Here is an 18295-nt window from a genome sequence, read left to right as displayed (position 1 = left end):
TCTCCTAATTAACCCATTTATATAGTTGTTCAACCACTTCTGGACGGCTGAACGTTGCAGGTAGTGTTTCTTTTGCTTTTAAACGACGACGTACTTCTGTACCAGAAATAAGTTCTCTATGTTTGGCATCATGTGGACAAGTTTTGGTTGATGCCATACTGCCACAACTATGACAATAAAAAGTCCAATCAATTTTGATTGGTTTAATGAGTAGATCATCTTCATTTAATTTGTCAAAAATTTCTTGAGCGGCAAAAGCTGAATAAAAATCACCAACCCCTGCATGATCTCGTCCAACAATTAAATGAGTACAACCATAGTTTTGCCGAAATAAAGCATGTAACAAAGCTTCTTTTGGCCCAGCATAACGCATATCCAAAGGATAACCAGAATGTACAACCGTATTAGGGACAAAATAGTTTTTAATCAATGCATCAATTGCCTGCACTCGGATATCGGCAGGGACATCACCCTCTTTTAAATGCCCCAAAAGAGAATGGATCAAAACCCCATCAAAAAGCTCCAGTACTGTTTTCACCAAATACTCATGTGAACGATGCATTGGATTACGTGTTTGGAAAGCAGCTATTTTTTGCCATCCTAGCTCAGAAAATAAGTCTCGGGTTTGCTGAGGGGTTAAAGCATGATGACCAAAATGCTGCTTAAACCCATTATCTCCAAATACCTCAACTTTACCCCCTAAATTAACAGGCCCTTGCCCCATTAAAACAGCCACCCCTGGATGAGTAATATCTTGTGTACCATAAACACTTTGAGCCTCAAAAGCTTTATCTGGTTGATAAATACTGCTTATATTTAAAAGACCAACCAACTGCCCAGTTGGGCTTTTTAATGCAACATCTTGCCCCTCCTGAATGCTTTGAGCAAAAACCTCACTCACAGAAACAGTAATGGGTAACGGCCAAAACACCCCATTTTGTAAATGCATATTCTGGCAAACATTTTGCCAGTCCTTTTGTCCCATAAAACCTTCTAAAGGTGTAAAGCCCCCCAGCCCCAACATGATTAAATCACCATTTTCTCGGCTATTTAATGTAATTGAAGGCAATGTTTGTGCATAAATAATACGTTCAGTTAATAAATGATCAGGTACCCGAAGTGGATGTAACTGTTTGCTTGCATGAGGTGATATCAATGACATGTCTTCTTCTCTTTATGTATGTTATGTTGTATTCAAAATAAACAGTAAAAAATTATAGTCTTTTCACATAAACCAAAAAGAAATAAATTATTTATTATAAATTCCATTTTGTTATATAAATCAAAATAACCAATAGTTATTTAAAAACAAAAAATCATTATTTATTTTTCTATAAAAAAATCGCTATAGTACAAATACATTAACACACATATCAAAAGAGCTATGATCATGAAAAACCTAAAACATGCTGTAATCAGTCGTGGTATTTTAGTAGGATCTTTATTAGCTGCATCTATGGCTTTTGCCCAAACAACAAACCTAATGAATGTTTCATATGATGTTACCAGAGACTTCTATAAAGCTTATAACCCTCTATTTGAACAATACTATCAATCCAAAACCAAGCAACCAATTTCTATACGGCAATCCCATGGTGGTTCAAGTAAACAGGCAATGAGTGTTTTAGGTGGATTACAAGCTGATGTGGTTACGATGAATCAAGCCAGTGACATTAATTTATTACTCAGCAAAAATTTAGTGAAAAAAAACTGGGTCAGTGAATATCCTAATCAAAGTAATCCTTTTAGCTCTGCAACTGTTTTCTTAGTTAGAAAGGGGAATCCAAAAAATATCAAAGACTGGGATGATTTAATCAAAAACAATGTCAGTGTGATTGCCCCTAATCCAAAAACGTCAGGCAATGGACGTTATGCTTATTTAGCAGCATGGACAAATGCTTTAAAGAAAAAAGGTGGCAACGAAACACAGGCAAAAAACTATGTTAAAGCACTGTATCAACATATTCCTGTCTTAGATGCTGGTGCCCGTGGCGCTACCATTAGTTTCATTCAACGAAATTTAGGTGATGTACTCATTACACCAGAAAGTGAAGCAAAAGTTGTGGCTAATCAGTTAGGAAAAGGTAAATTTGAAGTTGTCTATCCTAACATCAGCCTTAGAACAGAAGCCCCTGTTGCTGTTGTTACTGCTGTGACAGATAAGAGAAAAACCACCTCAGCAGCACATGAATACTTAAATTATTTATGGAGTGAACCCGCTCAAGAGCTGGCAGCAAAATACTACTTTAGACCCAATAACCCAAAAATTGCTCAAAAATATAAAAATCAGTTTCCTCAAATCAAACTTTATGGTGTGACTGAAATATTTGGTAGTTGGGAAAATGTAAACAAACAACATTTTGCAACTGGTGCACTATTTGATCAAATTTATCAACAAAAAAACAAATAACCATTTTTATATACTGGAGAAAACAAAATGATTTCCTTCAAGAAATTACTGATAACCTTTACTTTGAGTAGTGCTTTATTATCAAGCCAAGCTATGGCTGACACAAAACTGCTTAATGTTTCATATGATGTGATGCGTGATTTTTACAAAGACTATAACCCTCTTTTTGTCAAAAGTTATCAGGCTAACAATAAAGAAAAAATAGCCATTCAACAATCCCATGGCGGTTCCAGCAAACAAGTTCTGGCTGTTTCTGGTGGTTTACAGGCAGATGTTGTCACCATGAATCAGGCAAGTGATATTGATTTTCTGGTCACAAAAGGATTAATCGCTAAAAATTGGGCCTCTCGCTTACCCAACAATGCCGTTCCCTTCACATCCACAACTGTTTTTCTGGTAAGAAAAGGGAACCCTAAAAATATTCAAGATTGGGCAGATTTAACAAAAAATGGGGTCAAGGTAATTATTGCCAACCCTAAAACATCTGGAAATGGTCGTTATGCTTATTTAGCTGCTTATGGGCAAGCATTAAAAACCAATGGAAACAATGATGCTCAAGCAAAAACCTTTGTAAAAAATCTATTTAATAATGTGCCCATACTTGATGCTGGAGGCAGAGCAGCCACCACTACCTTTATGCAAAGAAAAGTGGGCGATGTATTGATTACTTTCGAAAATGAAGCGGAAATGGTTGCGCGCGAATTTGGTCGTGGCAGTTTTCAAGTAGTGTATCCTAAACTTTCTATTAGCGCGGAAAATCCTGTTGCAGTAGTTGATAAAGTTGTAACAAAAAAAGGGACTCAAAAAGCAGCAGAGGCTTATTTGAAATACCTATGGAGTGAACCTGCGCAAGAGTTGGCAGCAAAAAATTTTCTCCGCCCACAAAATGCCAAAATTGCCCAAAAATACAGTAAACAATTCCCTAAGATTAACACCTTCAGAGCAGAAAGTTTATTTGGCAACTGGGATAATATTATGAAAAAACACTTCGCTGATGGTGGCGTATTCGATCAAATATACAAAAAATAATATAAAAATAGCTACTTTAAAAAACTGTTCTAAACAAATGGGAAATGGGTGTTTATGTCTCTTTTAAAATCTCACTCAGTCTTACCTGGATTCAATATTGGACTGGGTATGTCTGTTGCTTGGCTCACATTAATGGTGCTATTGCCATTTGTTATGTTGGCACTAAATGTGAGTGAAATGAGCCTCGCTGATTTTTACAGTACAATCAGTGATGAACGGGTCATTGCTTCAATTAAGCTTTCTTTTAAAATGGCCTTTTGGGCAACAGTAGTCAATGCATTATTTGGTTTTTTGATTGCTTGGGTTTTAGTACGTTATCAATTCTTTGGTAAAACCATGATCAATGCACTGATTGATTTGCCTTTTGCCTTACCAACTGCAGTAGCAGGGATTGCTTTGGCAACACTTTATGCACCAAATGGTTGGATTGGGCAGTTTTTTGCCCCCGATGGAATGATTGGGCAATTTTTTCAACCAGATGGAATTGAAATTGCATTTAAACCAATAGGGATATGGATTGCCTTAGTATTTGTCAGCCTTCCCTTTACTGTACGCAGTTTACAACCTGTTTTAGCTGAGTTAGAACCTGAATTAGAAGAAGCCGCCAGCTCATTAGGAGCCTCCCGTTTTACTGTGATTCGAAAAATTATTATTCCTTCTTTATTACCTGCTCTATTAACAGGTGCTGGCATGGGTTTTGCCCGAGCGACAGGAGAGTTTGGTTCCGTTATTTTTATTGCAGGAAATATTCCATTAGTTTCAGAAATTGCGCCCTTAATCATCATCTCTAAACTTGACCAATATGACACCGTCGGCGCTTCTGCCGTTGCCTTATTAATGTTGGTCATTTCATTTGTGATTTTGTTTTTTATTAATTTATTGCAATGGCATTTAAATCGCAAATTGGGGATCAAATAATGCAGTCCATACAACAAAACAAAACCAATACAGAACCACGTTTTGTGCGAGCATTGCTCATTGGCATCATGCTCATTTTCATTTTCATTGTATTGATCATTCCTTTAATCGCGATTTTTTATGAAGCTTTAAAGGAAGGCTGGGCTTTATTTGCAGCTTCTTTAATTGATGAAGAAGCACTAGCAGCAATCAAACTTACCTTGATCACGGCTGCTATTATTTTACCCTTAAATATTTTCTTTGGTATTGCTATTGCTTGGGTTATTGCCCGTTTTGATTTTAAAGGTAAAGCGCTTCTGACCACCTTTATCGACTTACCTTTTTCGGTTTCCCCAGTTGTTGCGGGTTTAATGTATATGCTTCTTTTTGGCAGTAATAGTGTCATTGGTGGATATTTAGAAAATCATGGTATTCAAATTATTTTTGCTGTACCAGGTATTATTTTAGCAACGGCTTTTGTCACCTTTCCCTTTATTGCCAGAGAACTTATTCCTTTGATGCAATCACAAGGCTCAGATGAAGAGCAAGCAGCCTTAGTATTAGGTGCATCTGCTTGGCAAATGTTTTGGCGTGTCACTTTACCCAATATTAAATGGGCTCTGATTTATGGCATTATTTTAACCAATGCCCGAGCGATGGGAGAGTTTGGCGCGGTCAGTGTGGTCAGTGGTCATATTAGAGGTGAAACCAACACCATTCCATTGCATGTTGAAATTCTTTATAACGAGTATAACTTTATTGGTGCTTTTGCTTGTGCCACCTTATTGGCCTTATTGGCTTTACTGACTTTAGCTGCACAAACTCTGGCCACTTATTGGCAAGAAAAAAAACAAAAAGAATCAGAAAAACGAGAAAAAATATTCAATCAAAGTGAGCAAACTTTAAATTGGGTTCGCTTAAAAGGAAACCATCATGAACATTAAAATATCAAATTTAAATAAACACTTTGGCTCATTTCAAGCCTTAAATAATATTAATCTGGATATTCATGATGGCGAGCTAATCGCCTTATTAGGGCCAAGTGGCTGTGGAAAAACAACCCTATTAAGAATCATTGCCGGTTTAGAGAAACCTGATTCAGGCAATATATTATTTGATCAAAATAATGTCACCCAAAAACATGTTTCTGATCGGGGAGTTGGTTTTGTTTTTCAACATTATGCCCTTTTTCGACACATGAATGTCTTTGATAATGTTGCTTTTGGTTTACAAGTTATGCCTCGTTCCAAACGCAAAAGTAAAGAAGAGATACAAGAAAAAGTCATGAATTTACTCAAGCTTGTGCAGCTGGACTGGTTAGCAAAAGCTTACCCCAACCAATTATCTGGAGGACAACGCCAACGAATTGCATTGGCTCGCTCACTTGCAGTGGAACCGAAGGTATTATTGCTGGATGAACCTTTTGGTGCCTTAGATGCAAAGGTTAGAAAAGATTTACGTCGTTGGCTACGTAATTTACATCATGAAATTAATGTAACCAGTATTTTTGTAACGCATGATCAAGATGAAGCCCTAGAAGTGGCAGACCGTGTTGTGGTGATGAATCACGGCCATATTGAACAAGCAGATACACCTACCAATATTTATCAACATCCACAAACACCCTTTGTAACCCAATTTTTGGGAGACGTTAATGTTTTCCATGGCCGTTTAGAAAAAGGGAAATTATGGATTAGTGACTATACTCATGACTTTCCACAAGAAGGCAATTGGGTAGACCAAGATGCTATTGCTTATGTGCGCCCTCATGAAATTGAACTGTCTAGCACAGCACAAACAGGTTTTATTCCTGCAACAGTTTGTCATTTACACGCAGCAGGCCCAATTGTCAGAATAGAAGCCATCGTTACTGGGGAGGAAAAGCCCATTGAAACCATTATTAGTCAGGAGAAATACTCAAAAGAACGCTTTATATTAGGAGATACCATTTACTTAAAACCAAAATCAGTCAATGTGTTTGTTGAAAAGGACTTAGTTGATTTTGTGATTTAGGCACAAAATCTAAACCCCTTGATATGCAAACAAAGGGTTTTAAATGAAGTATTTACTTAAAAAATCTACCTTATTTTACTGTTGAAACGGTATTGAGTATTGAGCGCAAACTTTGAGGAGGCATGAAACCAAGAATAGTTAATCGATAGATACCTTTATTCAAAGAAGCAATAGATAGTGCTCCATTTAAACTATAAGCTTGGGTTTTACCACCACTTAATTCGGAAAAGTAACTATTTTGTGCTGGCTCAACGAATAAGGACAATTGTATTAAACCATCAGTTAAAATATAGTGTTTAGCGCTTTTATCTTTCCTGTTGCTCCCTGCTTTTTCACCAATCACCGAAAAACCTTCTGGCAAACCTTTTAATATTGGCTCAGATGACTTACTTAAACTTTTGTAACCACCACTGATACTGATGGGTGAAATCGCACGTTCATTCCATAATTTAAGTTTTTTATTACCATTAAACCTTGCTTTTGGTATAGATTTAAATGTTATTTCAGAAAAACTCTGTACTTCTATTGGCTTATTATTAAAATAAATTTCTTGTCTTAATGTCACACCTGTCTGTTTATCGACACACAAACGTTGGTTATACTTTGAACGATCTTTTGCCTGAACAATATACTTTTGGCATTCTCTGCCTGCCACTCTATCCAAACCATTGTTCTTCAAATTATAAGACTTACTCAAATGAGTCATATCCTTAGGTAAGACAAATGGAAAAGCCCGTAGATGATCAATCCGAGCAGCTTCAAATGCTGGTGCAGATTGCGCATAAATACGAATAGTATCGCCTTTTTTAATCAGTTCTCTTTCTAAACCGCTGGTGGCCACCCTTTTATCAAACTCAATACCAGCAAAGAGCGCATGGTCTATTCTAAAACTCCCAACTCTACCATCTAATTGACTGATATAAGAACCTGAAAAATGCTCTTTTGATCCTGATTGATTTAAATGTTTTAATTCGTCCCAATCTGATGCATAAACTACTTGAACAAAAAAAACAGCCAGTACACCCACAATATACTTCGAAAACATGATACCTATTCGCTAAATAATGATAAATCTTCTATAAAATTAAGTGCCACTATCCAAAACCGTCAATAATGCATCTTGATGCTCTTGTAAATAATGCTCACCAATTTCCTTTTGTCGTTGCTGTAACTCTTCGTCTGTTTCTCTCAATACAACAGCATCAACAGGTATCTCACCACTGGCAGAAATATTACCCTCAGATATTGCTACCCCACCCACTGTTGGTATTTCAGAAGCAGTAGGCCAAAAATTCCAAACAGCGGTACAAACCAACATGACACTTGCTGCAGCACCAATAAAGCGAAAAATCTGATTGGCAGCGTTTTTATTCACTCGCAACGCTTCCTTTGTGACAATATCGCGAGCAGCAATCATTAAATCTTGTTGGTTTAGCTTAGCCATTACAGATTCAGACACATCTAAGCCTGATAATGCAGGCTCCTTTGCTGATTTTACTGTATCGCAAATTAATACAGCCTGTTGCCAACGCTTTTGTGCCGATTCATCCTGCAACAAAATATCAATAACCTGCTGAGCTTCTTCCTCAGTTAAAGCGTCATCAAACAATGCAGAAACATATTCATCTGTATTCTTGTTTAAATCTACCATCGACTGTCTCCGTTAGTATCTAAAAGCGGGCGTAAATTTTTTGCAATCGCATCACGCGCACGAAAAATCCTTGAACGTACGGTACCAATTGGACACTCCATCACCTCAGCAATCTCTTCATAAGATAAACCATCAAGCTCTCTTAATACAATGGCCATTTTTAAGTCCTCAGGTAATAGAGATACTGCATTTTCAACTGTCTCAAGAATTTGTTTACCCATCAATTCTGTTTCTGGTGTGTGCTCATCAGGTAACTGCGCGACCATATCGACTGAATCACCCTCATCATTTTCTGCATACATAGACGAGGTAAACGGCCTTCTGCCCCTTTCCACCAAATAATTCTTTGCAGTATTAATACCTATTCTATACAACCATGTATAAAAGGCACTGTCACCACGAAAAGAAGGTAATGCTCTATAAGCTTTAATAAATGTTTCTTGAGTAATATCTTCTACTTCATTTTCATCTTTAATCAACCGACTAAGCAAGCGAGCCAAACGGCGCTGATATTTAACCACCAGCAACTCAAATGCTTTTTGCTCTCCTTGTTGTGCACGCTCTACCAGCAATTGATCGACATTTCGATCAGTCATATTCTTATTCCCCAAGCGTTTCATCCCTCTGCATGATAGCAGATACCACCCAGATGATACACAATTTACTTTATCTTCTTGTTTTCGTTATTTGAACTTAAATTCGCTTTTTAGTTCCACCCAAATAGGAAAATATGTTTCTTGTGCTTCATCTTGTCTACAAACAACACTCACAATCGCCAAACATTCTGTTTTTTGTGCATTAAAGATCAATGGCCAATATTTTTTCAAAAAAGGCGGAAAATGCTGCTCCTGTAAAATGGTTTTCACCTTTTTATGCCCTACCTTTAACTGAATTTTCTCACCACTGGCTCTTGAACAAAGCCATACACCCTGATCAATTAGCTTTTTACTGATCCCTTGATGATGAGGAATCCACAATAAAGTACCATTTTCAAATATTTGTGGCTTAATATGATTAATCCATAAAGGTTCTATAGGCTGAGAATACTTTTTTTCAATATATAAACGTTTTTTATAAGCATAAACTTGCCCGTGTGGTAATTGCCATAATAACTGTGTTGATGGATCTGTTACCTTTAATTGCTCACTAAAATGAATCAAGCTTTCTGGAGAAGGATTACCCAATTGTTCTGTCTGAACAAAATGCAATAAAACTAAGTTTTTTCTTGGAGCAGTCAAAAGATCCCATTTTAAACAATCAAAATACCCATCTACTGAAACTTGCGCCAAATCCTGTTCAATGACCTCATCTAAAATTTGACTACTTTGTTGCATCAAATAATTGCTTCTTACAATATGCTGATCAATATCAGCCACATGATTTCTTAATAATGGTAGAACTTCTGATCGGACCCAGTTACGACGATACATTAATGAAGCATTACTATCATCTTCAACATGTTTTAAATCATGATGATTTGCATATTCAACCAATTGTTTTTTAGAAACAGACAACAATGGTCGCCAAATGGATTTATTTTGCAAAAGCCTAGAGGATGGCATGCCTGCTAATGCATGTACACCACCGCCACGAAATAGCTGTAACAAAACGGTTTCTATTTGATCATCTTGGTGATGAGCCAATGCAATAATGTTTGCTTTACTTTGTTGATATACCCGATAACGTTGTTTTCTCGCTTCAGCTTCAACGCCTAAAGTGCTTTTTTGATCAACAAAAACTTTTTGTATGTGTAGTCTAATGCCTAATTTTGCACAAAACTGTGCGCAAAAATTGGCCCACTCATCGGCAAATTGACTTAGACCATGATGAACATAAACAGCCTGCAACTGAATATTTAACTCTTCAGCCAAAGAAAACAAAATATGAGTTAAGACAACTGAATCTACACCACCACTTAACCCAACTTCAACCACTGGTTTTTGATGATTAGCAAATAATGATAGCCAGTTTGTCTTAACAATTTTTTTTAAATGATCATTTTTCTGAATAGCTGCCATAAGCCATGATACGATCAAAACGTCTGGTGAGTAATTGGCCTATATGCTGACTTTGAACATCTTTGAGTTGTTCATTTAAAATACGTTTCATGGTACTCATCATTGTTGGATAATCACGATGAGCACCGCCTAAAGGTTCAGGAATAACACGATCAATCAAGCCAAGGCTTTTTGATTTTGCTGCAGTGATACCCAAAGCTTCAGCGGCATCAGATGCTTTTTCTGCTGTTTTCCATAAAATAGATGCACAGCCTTCAGGAGAAATCACTGAATAGGTTGCGTATTGCAACATATTGACATAATCACCAACAGCAATGGCAAGCGCACCACCTGAGCCACCTTCACCAATTACGGTACAAATAACAGGCACTTTCAAACTGGTCATTTCATATAAATTACGCCCAATTGCCTCAGATTGCCCTCTTTCTTCTGCACCAATACCAGGATAAGCCCCTGGTGTATCAATAAAAGTAAAAACAGGCATTTTAAATTTTTCAGCAAGCTTCATTAATCTTAAAGCTTTTCGATAACCTTCTGGCCTTGGCATACCAAAATTACGTCTAATTTTTTCTTTAGTGTCTCTGCCTTTTTGATGCCCAATTACCACCACACTTTGCCCATAAAAACGGCCGATCCCACCAATAATGGCATGATCATCAGCATAATGCCGATCACCATGCAACTCTTCAAAATCTGTAAAAATATTATCTATATAATCTTGAGTATAAGGACGACAAGCATGACGAGACACTTGAGAGACCTGCCACGGTGTCAATTTACTGAATACTGATTTTGTTAATTCCTGACTTTTTTTCTGTAACCGAGCAATTTCTTCAGAAATATCTAAAACCGAATCACCTTGTACATAACGCAGCTCTTCTATTTTATTTTCAAGCTCCGCAATGGGTTGTTCAAAATCTAGATAAACTTGCTTCATAAGTATTGGTACCCAACGCTAAAAATTCCCTTATGATACCCGAGTCAGCATTTTTTGGCAGCAATTTTCCTATAATCTGAACATAGGTATCAGTATATTTTTTGTTTAATATACTAAAAACAAAGGGAAAATAATTATTTAAATTTTATTTTATTTTTTAAAAACTGAGCTCTTTTAAAGCAACTACTCAAAAAAATTAATAATAGCCATCAATAAAAAATAGGTTTCAGCAAACAGCTTTAAACCTATTTTTTGTTTTCTCTAATATTTAATTTTTCTGATGTAACTCTTGCAAAGAATACACTTGAGTGTGATCAATGCTCTTAATGCCTTCACACACAGCTTCAGCACCAGACAAAGTAGTATAAACGGGAATCCGTGCTTGTAACGCGCTATGTCGGATTGAATGACTATCTAAAACAGCCTGACGGCGTTCATCTACAGTATTAATCACCAAATCAATTTCAGCATTTTTAATGGCATCAACAATATGAGGCCGACCTTCTTTCACTTTATTAATGCTTTCTACTTCAACACCATGCTCTTTTAAGAAAGCAACCGTTCCTCTTGTAGCATAAACTTTATACCCAAAATCTAAAAGTTGCTTAGCAACATTAACGGCACGCAGTTTATCACTGTTTTTAACCGACAAAAATGCAGTACCTATTTTGGGTAAGTTTTCTCCAGCACCTAACTCGGCTTTTAAAAATGCTTCTGCAAAACTATTACCAACGCCCATTACTTCACCAGTAGAGCGCATTTCTGGCCCTAAAATAGTATCCACACCAGGGAATTTAATAAATGGGAAAACAGCCTCTTTTACAGAATAATAAGAAGGTGTCAGCTCAGCTGTAACCCCTTGCTCAGCCAAACCAATACCCGCCATACACAAAGCACCTATTTTAGCTAAAGGGCGTCCAGTTGCTTTACTGACAAAGGGTGCCGTGCGAGAAGCACGAGGATTCACCTCTAACACATAAAGCTTATCTTCTTGTAACGCAAACTGCACATTCATTAAACCAACAACTTTTAAGGCTTTAGCCATAGCAACAGTTTGCCGACGAATTTCATCTTGTTCAGTTTGCGTTAAGGAATATGGTGGTAAAGAACAAGCAGAGTCCCCACTATGAATACCAGCCTGCTCAATATGTTGCATAATGCCACCAAGAATGACCTGTTCTCCATCACTTAAACAGTCAACATCTACTTCAATCGCATTATTTAAAAAGTGATCTAATAAAACAGGGCTATCATGAGAAACTTGTACAGCTTCCCTCATATAACGCTCTAAATCTGATGATTCATGCACAATTTCCATTGCTCGCCCCCCCAACACATAAGAAGGACGAACAACCAAAGGATAGCCAATTTCCTCGGCTAAACGTAAAGCATCCTCAGGGGTACGCGCTGTACGATTTGGGGGTTGTTGTAAACCTAATTGATTTAACAACGCTTGAAAACGCTCTCTGTCTTCGGCCATATCAATACTGTCTGGGCTTGTACCAATAATAGGCACACCATTTGCTTCTAATGCTTTAGCCAATTTCAATGGTGTTTGACCACCATAATGAACAATTACCCCTTTAGGTTTTTCTATATGAACAATCTCTAATACATCTTCTAGGGTTAAAGGTTCAAAATACAAGCGATCTGATGTATCAAAATCTGTCGACACTGTCTCTGGGTTGCAATTGACCATAATGGTTTCAAAACCTGCGTCTCGCAAAGCTAAAGCAGCATGAACACAACAATAGTCAAACTCGATCCCCTGACCAATACGGTTGGGACCACCGCCTAAAATCATGATTTTTTCTTGATTAGATGGTAAAGCCTCGCACTCCTCTTCATAAGTTGAATAAAGGTACGCAGTATCTGTTACAAATTCTGCTGCACAAGTATCGACTCGTTTATACACAGGATGTAAATTTAATTGATGACGATGATCTCGCATTTCTTTTTCAGTGACATTCAATAACTGTGACAATCTAATGTCAGAAAAACCTTTGCGTTTTAAACGACGTAAATCATCATACCCTAACTCGGATAAGGAACCTTGTTGGACTTTCTGTTCTTCTTTAACAATGTCTTCAACTTGAGCCAAAAACCATGGGTCTATTTTTGAATAGTTAAAGACTTCTTCTTGTGTCATGCCACACCTAAAGGCATCTGCCACAAATAAAATACGTTCTGGCCCTGGGCTAGAAAGCTCTTGCTGAATCGTTTCTAAATGGTTACTTTTAGGGTTAAAACCACACAAGCCCGTTTCCAAACCACGTAAAGCTTTTTGCATAGACTCTTGCAAGGTCCTACCCATCGCCATAACCTCACCTACAGATTTCATTTGAGTGGTTAAACGATCATCTGCCTGAGGAAATTTCTCAAACGCAAAACGTGGAATTTTGGTGACCACATAATCAATGGATGGTTCAAATGAAGCAGGGGTTTTGCCACCAGTAATATCATTTTTTAATTCATCTAAAGTAAAACCAACCGCCAATTTAGCCGCAACTTTGGCAATAGGGAAACCCGTTGCTTTAGAAGCTAATGCTGAAGAACGGCTCACCCTTGGGTTCATTTCAATGACAATCATCTCACCATTTTCTGGATTAACGGCAAATTGAACATTAGAACCCCCTGTATCCACGCCAATTTCCCGCAACACAGCCAAAGAAGCATTACGCATTAATTGATATTCTTTATCGGTTAGTGTTTGAGCTGGCGCGACAGTAATAGAGTCCCCTGTATGAACCCCCATAGGATCAAAATTTTCAATGGAACAAATAATAATGGCGTTATCCGCTCTATCGCGAACCACTTCCATTTCATACTCTTTCCAACCCAATACGGATTGCTCAATCAACAGTTCATGCGTTGGAGAAGCGTCAAACCCACGTTCACAAATAGCCAAAAATTCATCTTTATTATATGCAATACCCCCACCAGAGCCGCCCATAGTAAAAGAAGGACGAATTAACGTGGGGAAACCAATCTGTGCCTGAGCAACCAATGCCTCATCCATGCTATGAACAACAACTGATTGAGGGCAATTAAGGCCAATTTTTGCCATCGCTTCTTTAAAACGACCACGATCCTCTGCTTTATCAATCGCATCTTCCGTGGCACCAATCAACTCAACACCATGTTCTTCTAGCACGCCATTTCTGGCTAAATCTAAAGCACAATTTAAAGCAGTTTGCCCGCCCATTGTGGGTAAAATGGCATCTGGTTTTTCTTTTGCAATGATTTTAGCCACTGTTTGCCAGCGAATAGGTTCTATATAAGTAACATCTGCCATTTCTGGGTCAGTCATAATGGTAGCTGGATTTGAATTGACTAAGATGACTCGATAACCTTCTTCTCGCAAAGCTTTACATGCTTGTGCACCTGAATAATCAAACTCGCATGCCTGACCGATCACAATAGGCCCTGCACCAATAATCAATATGGATTTCAAATCTGTACGTTTTGGCATTTTCTTCTCATTAATCTTAATAAATTGAACTGAATAATTACTGTTATAAGGTAGCAAACAATAATGTGGCACCAAACCCTATAAATAAACACCCTACACATGCTGTGGCAATATCGGATACTTTTTGATGTTGCCCAAACCATCGAACCAATTTTCTTCCTAAAAAAATCAATACACTCAAATAGCAAAAACTACATGTTTGTAAAATCAACGCTAAAATCAAAAATGTCACAACAGGATGTGGATAGGAAGGATCCACGAAGGTAACAAAAAAGGACAAAAAAAACAAAATGGCTTTTGGATTCATCAGGCTAATGGATAGACCTTTAAAAAAAGGCTTCTTCACATAAACTGATGTTTCAGTTACATCAACCGTAATACTTTTAGGTTTAAAGTAGCGCCTAAGTGCGGCTAAAATCATATTAATGCCTAAATAACCTAAATATAGCGCCCCTAAACATTTCAACAAAATAAACAAAGACGGCATACTTTTAAGAATGGAAGCGGCTCCAACAACTGAACATAAAATCAATATACCATCGCCGACCAATATACTTAATGCAACCTTATAGCCATCTTTTACGCCTTGTTTTACGGCTATCGTTAAACAAAAAATTGAATTGGGCCCGGGCAATAAAATAACCGCAACCACACCTAAAACATAGGCATAAATATTGGTGATCCCAAACACACAACCCAACCTTTCCCAAATTCTAATTTAAATTTGATTGATTAAAAATCAACCTTTATGTGTTTTCATTGCCACAACAAATTGGTCAAACAAATAAGCAACATCATGTGGACCGGGGCTGGCTTCTGGATGTCCTTGAAAGGAAAATGCAGCTTGATTGGTTAACTCAATTCCTTGAACAGAATGATCAAACAAAGAACGATGAGTGATCTTCACATAATCAGGCAAGCTATTTTCATCTACTTCAAAGCCATGGTTTTGGCTGGTAATCATCACTTGATTTGTACGTAAATCTTTAACAGGATGGTTTGCCCCATGATGCCCAAACTTCATTTTTCTGGTCTGTGCACCAACGGCTAGCCCTAATAACTGATGCCCCAAACAAATACCAAATAAAGGAATTTTTGTTGCCAACAATGTTTTAATACTCTTAATTGCATAATCACATGGCTCTGGATCACCAGGTCCATTTGATAAAAAGACACCATCAGGTTTTAGACTTAATACCTCTTCAGCAGATGTCTGAGCAGGCACAACAGTCAATTTGCACCCTCTTTCAGCTAACATTCTTAAAATATTGTGTTTCACTCCAAAATCATAAGCCACAACATGATATTGGGGTTCTAGTTTTAATGAGTAACCTTGTCCTAGACGCCATTGCCCAATTTGCCAAGCATATGGTTCTTTACAACTAACCACCTTAGCCAAATCCTGACCTGCCATAGAACCAAAACTTTTGGCTAACGCTAAAGCTTTTTGCTCATCTATTTGACCAGCCATAATACAGCCAGCTTGCGCACCTTTATTACGTAAGATACGTGTCAAACGACGTGTATCAATATCTGCAATAGCAACTGTATTATTTTTAATCAAATACTCAGATAAGCTTTGATTACTACGAAAATTGCTGAATGTTAAAGGTAAATCACGAATAATCAACCCAGATGCAAAAACGGCGTTGGATTCAGTATCTTCTGAATTAACGCCGGTATTACCTATATGTGGGTAAGTTAATGTAACCAGTTGTTTTGTATAAGAAGGATCAGTAAGAATTTCTTGATAGCCAGTCATGGCTGTATTAAATACCACTTCGCCAGTACATACACCTTCATAACCAATTGATGTACCTTTAAAAACACTGCCGTCAGCCAAAACTAAAATTGCAGGGACGGTCATACAGCCTCCTTTTTATGCTTTTATTATCGCTCACAAAACAAAATAAAAAAACGGATTCAAACCTTCTGATTCTAACATAAAAACTGTCAAATCAGAATCAGTATTTTTGTTTTTTATCCGATTAATATTATTTGTTTACTGGCATCAAATAACTTTATAAATATACGACAAAAGTAAACATCTTGCTTAGCCTGCGCAAAAAATAGCCAGATTATTTTCTAATCTGGCTATTAAACAAATTTATTTATGGAAAAAGACCAATGTCCAAGGCAACACATATGCTTGCAAAACAGTGATCACGCCAACAAACGTACAAAAAATTAAACTGTGTTTTACGGTAAAGCGAAATAAATCTGACTCTTTTCCAACCAATCCAACTGCAGCACAAGCAACCGAAATAGACTGAGGAGAAATCATTTTACCTGTTACCCCACCAGTTGTATTGGCCGCAACCAATAACTCAGGAGAAACACCGATTTGATTTGCTGTATTACTTTGTAAAGAACCAAATAGTGCATTAGACGATGTATCTGAGCCTGTCAGAAAAACACCCAACCATCCCAAAAAAGGTGAGAAAAATGGAAATGCCCCACCTGTTGCAGCCAATCCCAATGCTAAAGTAGACGAAATGCCTGAATCATTGGCGACAAAAGCAAAAGCTAAAACCACACCAATAGAAAGGATGGGAATTTTTAATTCATTGACAGTGAGCACAAATGTTTTCAAGGCCTCTGAAATATTCATTTTCAATATAAAAAGCGATAAAATGGCAGATAATAAAATTGCTGTACCAACTGCACTTAATACATTAAATTTATAAATAATTGGATAGGTTTTATCGTCAGCAATTGGTGCTGTTTTCATAATCATTTCATGAATATTAGGCACCATAATCTTTAATGTTGCCAAATCCAGTACTTCTTTTACACCTTTAAATGTCCATATACTGACCAATACAGTCAAAATAATAAAAGGAGACCACGCTTTTATAATTTGTCCTAATGAGTATTCTGATTTTAAAACGTGCTTATTTGCCTTTTTCATACCAGCAAAGGTAAAAATCTCTTTAGGTTGCCAAAATTTTAAAAAAGCAGACAAACAAACTAAACTGACTAATGCAGAAGTGATATCGGGTAACTCAGGGCCAATAAAATTAGCTGTTAAAAACTGAGTTGTCGCAAAACTCACCCCAACAACCAAACAAGCAGGCCAAGTTTGACGAACACCTCGCAAACCATCCATCATAGCAACCAACCAAAATGGTACGATCATGGATAAAATGGGCAATTGTCTGCCTGCAACCTGTCCAATATGATAAGGATCTAAACCGGAAACCTGCCCGCCAACAATGATGGGTACCCCCATTGCACCGAATGCCACAGGGGCTGTATTGGCAATCAAACATAAACCTGCCGCATAAAGTGGATTAAACCCCAGCCCAACCAATAAAGCAGCAGTAATGGCAACAGGCGCACCAAAACCAGCAGCGCCTTCTAAAAAAGCACCAAAAGCAAAACCGACCAGTAAAATTTGCAATCTTTGATCTTCTGTAACAGATAAAACAGATGCACGAATAATATCAAATTGGCCTGTTTTAACGGTAATTTTATATAAAAATACAGCAGTCACGATAATCCATGCAATCGGCCATAAACCATAGAAAAACCCATGAAGCGCAGACATAAAAGCCATTTTTACAGGCATTTTATAAACCAAAATAGCAATAATCAAAGCCATCAATAAAGCACCGGCTCCTGCAACATGCCCTTTTAAACGAAACTTAGCTAAAGCAACAAAGAAAAAAACAATAGGCATTACGGCAACAAGTGCAGACAACCAAAGGTTACCTGCAATAGGCATATAGATTTGACTCCACATTAAATTTCTCCTAGATGATGTGTATGAACAAACAACTCAAGCCAAATATGGCTTAAAAACTGCACACTCAACGCAGGCATACCTTATAGTAGGGATAATTGGTATGCCTATTTATGAGCAACA

Annotated in this window: 15 protein-coding genes; 5 read left to right on the top strand and 10 right to left on the bottom strand. The window is 37.4% G+C overall.

The features are described from left to right. Window positions 1–4: 4 nt before the first annotated feature. Window positions 5–1162, bottom strand: coding sequence for a sulfate adenylyltransferase (sat, locus tag AADH04_RS13210; protein ID WP_434777740.1), 1158 nt, complete (start codon window positions 1160–1162; stop codon window positions 5–7). 228 nt (window positions 1163–1390) lie between these two features. Here sat and AADH04_RS13205 point away from each other — a divergent pair, with 228 nt between their 5' ends. The 5 genes from AADH04_RS13205 to AADH04_RS13185 all read left to right on the top strand — a co-directional run bounded on the left by AADH04_RS13205 (window position 1391) and on the right by AADH04_RS13185 (window position 6349). Further along, a complete protein-coding gene (locus AADH04_RS13205) occupies window positions 1391–2410 on the top strand; it encodes a sulfate ABC transporter substrate-binding protein (protein ID WP_434777739.1) in 1020 nt (339 codons plus the stop codon). 93 nt (window positions 2411–2503) lie between these two features. Beyond that, a complete protein-coding gene (locus AADH04_RS13200; RefSeq protein ID WP_434779851.1) occupies window positions 2504–3439 on the top strand; it encodes a sulfate ABC transporter substrate-binding protein in 936 nt (311 codons plus the stop codon). Between the two features lie 54 nt (window positions 3440–3493). Then, window positions 3494–4357, top strand: coding sequence for a sulfate ABC transporter permease subunit CysT (gene cysT, locus AADH04_RS13195; protein ID WP_434777738.1), 864 nt, complete (start codon window positions 3494–3496; stop codon window positions 4355–4357). Next, window positions 4357–5280 (top strand): sulfate ABC transporter permease subunit CysW, encoded by a 924-nt coding sequence (gene cysW, locus AADH04_RS13190; protein ID WP_434777737.1) that lies wholly within the window; start codon window positions 4357–4359, stop codon window positions 5278–5280. The genes cysT and cysW overlap by 1 nt, the downstream gene beginning before the upstream one ends. Next, window positions 5270–6349: a sulfate/molybdate ABC transporter ATP-binding protein gene (locus AADH04_RS13185; protein WP_434777736.1), complete on the top strand. Its 1080-nt coding sequence runs from the start codon at window positions 5270–5272 to the stop codon at window positions 6347–6349. The genes cysW and AADH04_RS13185 overlap by 11 nt, the downstream gene beginning before the upstream one ends. Window positions 6350–6419: 70 nt before the next feature. Here AADH04_RS13185 and AADH04_RS13180 read toward each other — a convergent pair whose 3' ends face one another. The 9 genes from AADH04_RS13180 to AADH04_RS13140 form a co-directional block, all read right to left on the bottom strand. Continuing rightward, window positions 6420–7394, bottom strand: coding sequence for a MucB/RseB C-terminal domain-containing protein (locus AADH04_RS13180; protein WP_434777735.1), 975 nt, complete (start codon window positions 7392–7394; stop codon window positions 6420–6422). 39 nt (window positions 7395–7433) lie between these two features. Further along, window positions 7434–8000 (bottom strand): RseA family anti-sigma factor, encoded by a 567-nt coding sequence (locus AADH04_RS13175; protein WP_434777734.1) that lies wholly within the window; start codon window positions 7998–8000, stop codon window positions 7434–7436. Beyond that, window positions 7994–8596: an RNA polymerase sigma factor RpoE gene (rpoE, locus tag AADH04_RS13170; RefSeq protein WP_434777733.1), complete on the bottom strand. Its 603-nt coding sequence runs from the start codon at window positions 8594–8596 to the stop codon at window positions 7994–7996. The genes AADH04_RS13175 and rpoE overlap by 7 nt, the downstream gene beginning before the upstream one ends. 87 nt (window positions 8597–8683) lie before the next feature. Next, a complete protein-coding gene (gene tilS, locus AADH04_RS13165) occupies window positions 8684–10018 on the bottom strand; it encodes a tRNA lysidine(34) synthetase TilS (RefSeq protein WP_434777732.1) in 1335 nt (444 codons plus the stop codon). Beyond that, on the bottom strand, window positions 9996–10955 hold the full coding sequence (locus AADH04_RS13160; protein WP_434777731.1) for an acetyl-CoA carboxylase carboxyltransferase subunit alpha: 960 nt from the start codon (window positions 10953–10955) through the stop codon (window positions 9996–9998). The genes tilS and AADH04_RS13160 overlap by 23 nt, the downstream gene beginning before the upstream one ends. Window positions 10956–11223: 268 nt before the next feature. Next, the gene (gene carB, locus AADH04_RS13155; protein WP_434777730.1) at window positions 11224–14427 is read right to left on the bottom strand and encodes a carbamoyl-phosphate synthase large subunit; all 3204 of its coding nucleotides are present in this window, start codon (window positions 14425–14427) and stop codon (window positions 11224–11226) included. Window positions 14428–14470: 43 nt separating this feature from the next. Then, a complete protein-coding gene (gene leuE, locus AADH04_RS13150) occupies window positions 14471–15118 on the bottom strand; it encodes a leucine efflux protein LeuE (protein ID WP_434777729.1) in 648 nt (215 codons plus the stop codon). Between the two features lie 48 nt (window positions 15119–15166). After that, the gene (gene carA, locus AADH04_RS13145) at window positions 15167–16294 is read right to left on the bottom strand and encodes a glutamine-hydrolyzing carbamoyl-phosphate synthase small subunit (protein WP_434777728.1); all 1128 of its coding nucleotides are present in this window, start codon (window positions 16292–16294) and stop codon (window positions 15167–15169) included. Window positions 16295–16534: 240 nt separating this feature from the next. Further along, window positions 16535–18172, bottom strand: coding sequence for a lactate permease LctP family transporter (locus AADH04_RS13140; protein WP_434777727.1), 1638 nt, complete (start codon window positions 18170–18172; stop codon window positions 16535–16537). Window positions 18173–18295: the final 123 nt, after the last annotated feature.

This window comes from Neisseria sp. Ec49-e6-T10 (assembly GCF_051132615.1).
Taxonomy (GTDB): Bacteria; Pseudomonadota; Gammaproteobacteria; order Burkholderiales; family Neisseriaceae.
The sequence above is the reverse complement of the archived record's forward strand: the minus strand, read 5'-3'. Positions and strand labels throughout refer to the sequence as shown.

Bases quoted from the DNA above. Each gene is read 5' to 3' on its own strand.
- carB (WP_434777730.1), bottom strand. From the start codon at position 14,427: ATGCCAAAACGTACAGATTTGAAATCCATATTGATTATTGGTGCAGGG.
- sat (WP_434777740.1), bottom strand. From the start codon at position 1,162: ATGTCATTGATATCACCTCATGCAAGCAAACAGTTACATCCACTTCGG.
- AADH04_RS13160 (WP_434777731.1), bottom strand. From the start codon at position 10,955: ATGAAGCAAGTTTATCTAGATTTTGAACAACCCATTGCGGAGCTTGAA.
- cysT (WP_434777738.1), top strand. From the start codon at position 3,494: ATGTCTCTTTTAAAATCTCACTCAGTCTTACCTGGATTCAATATTGGA.
- AADH04_RS13180 (WP_434777735.1), bottom strand. From the start codon at position 7,394: ATGTTTTCGAAGTATATTGTGGGTGTACTGGCTGTTTTTTTTGTTCAA.
- AADH04_RS13175 (WP_434777734.1), bottom strand. From the start codon at position 8,000: ATGGTAGATTTAAACAAGAATACAGATGAATATGTTTCTGCATTGTTT.
- AADH04_RS13140 (WP_434777727.1), bottom strand. From the start codon at position 18,172: ATGTGGAGTCAAATCTATATGCCTATTGCAGGTAACCTTTGGTTGTCT.
- rpoE (WP_434777733.1), bottom strand. From the start codon at position 8,596: ATGACTGATCGAAATGTCGATCAATTGCTGGTAGAGCGTGCACAACAA.
- tilS (WP_434777732.1), bottom strand. From the start codon at position 10,018: ATGGCAGCTATTCAGAAAAATGATCATTTAAAAAAAATTGTTAAGACA.
- carA (WP_434777728.1), bottom strand. From the start codon at position 16,294: ATGACCGTCCCTGCAATTTTAGTTTTGGCTGACGGCAGTGTTTTTAAA.
- AADH04_RS13205 (WP_434777739.1), top strand. From the start codon at position 1,391: ATGAAAAACCTAAAACATGCTGTAATCAGTCGTGGTATTTTAGTAGGA.
- AADH04_RS13200 (WP_434779851.1), top strand. From the start codon at position 2,504: ATGGCTGACACAAAACTGCTTAATGTTTCATATGATGTGATGCGTGAT.
- cysW (WP_434777737.1), top strand. From the start codon at position 4,357: ATGCAGTCCATACAACAAAACAAAACCAATACAGAACCACGTTTTGTG.
- AADH04_RS13185 (WP_434777736.1), top strand. From the start codon at position 5,270: ATGAACATTAAAATATCAAATTTAAATAAACACTTTGGCTCATTTCAA.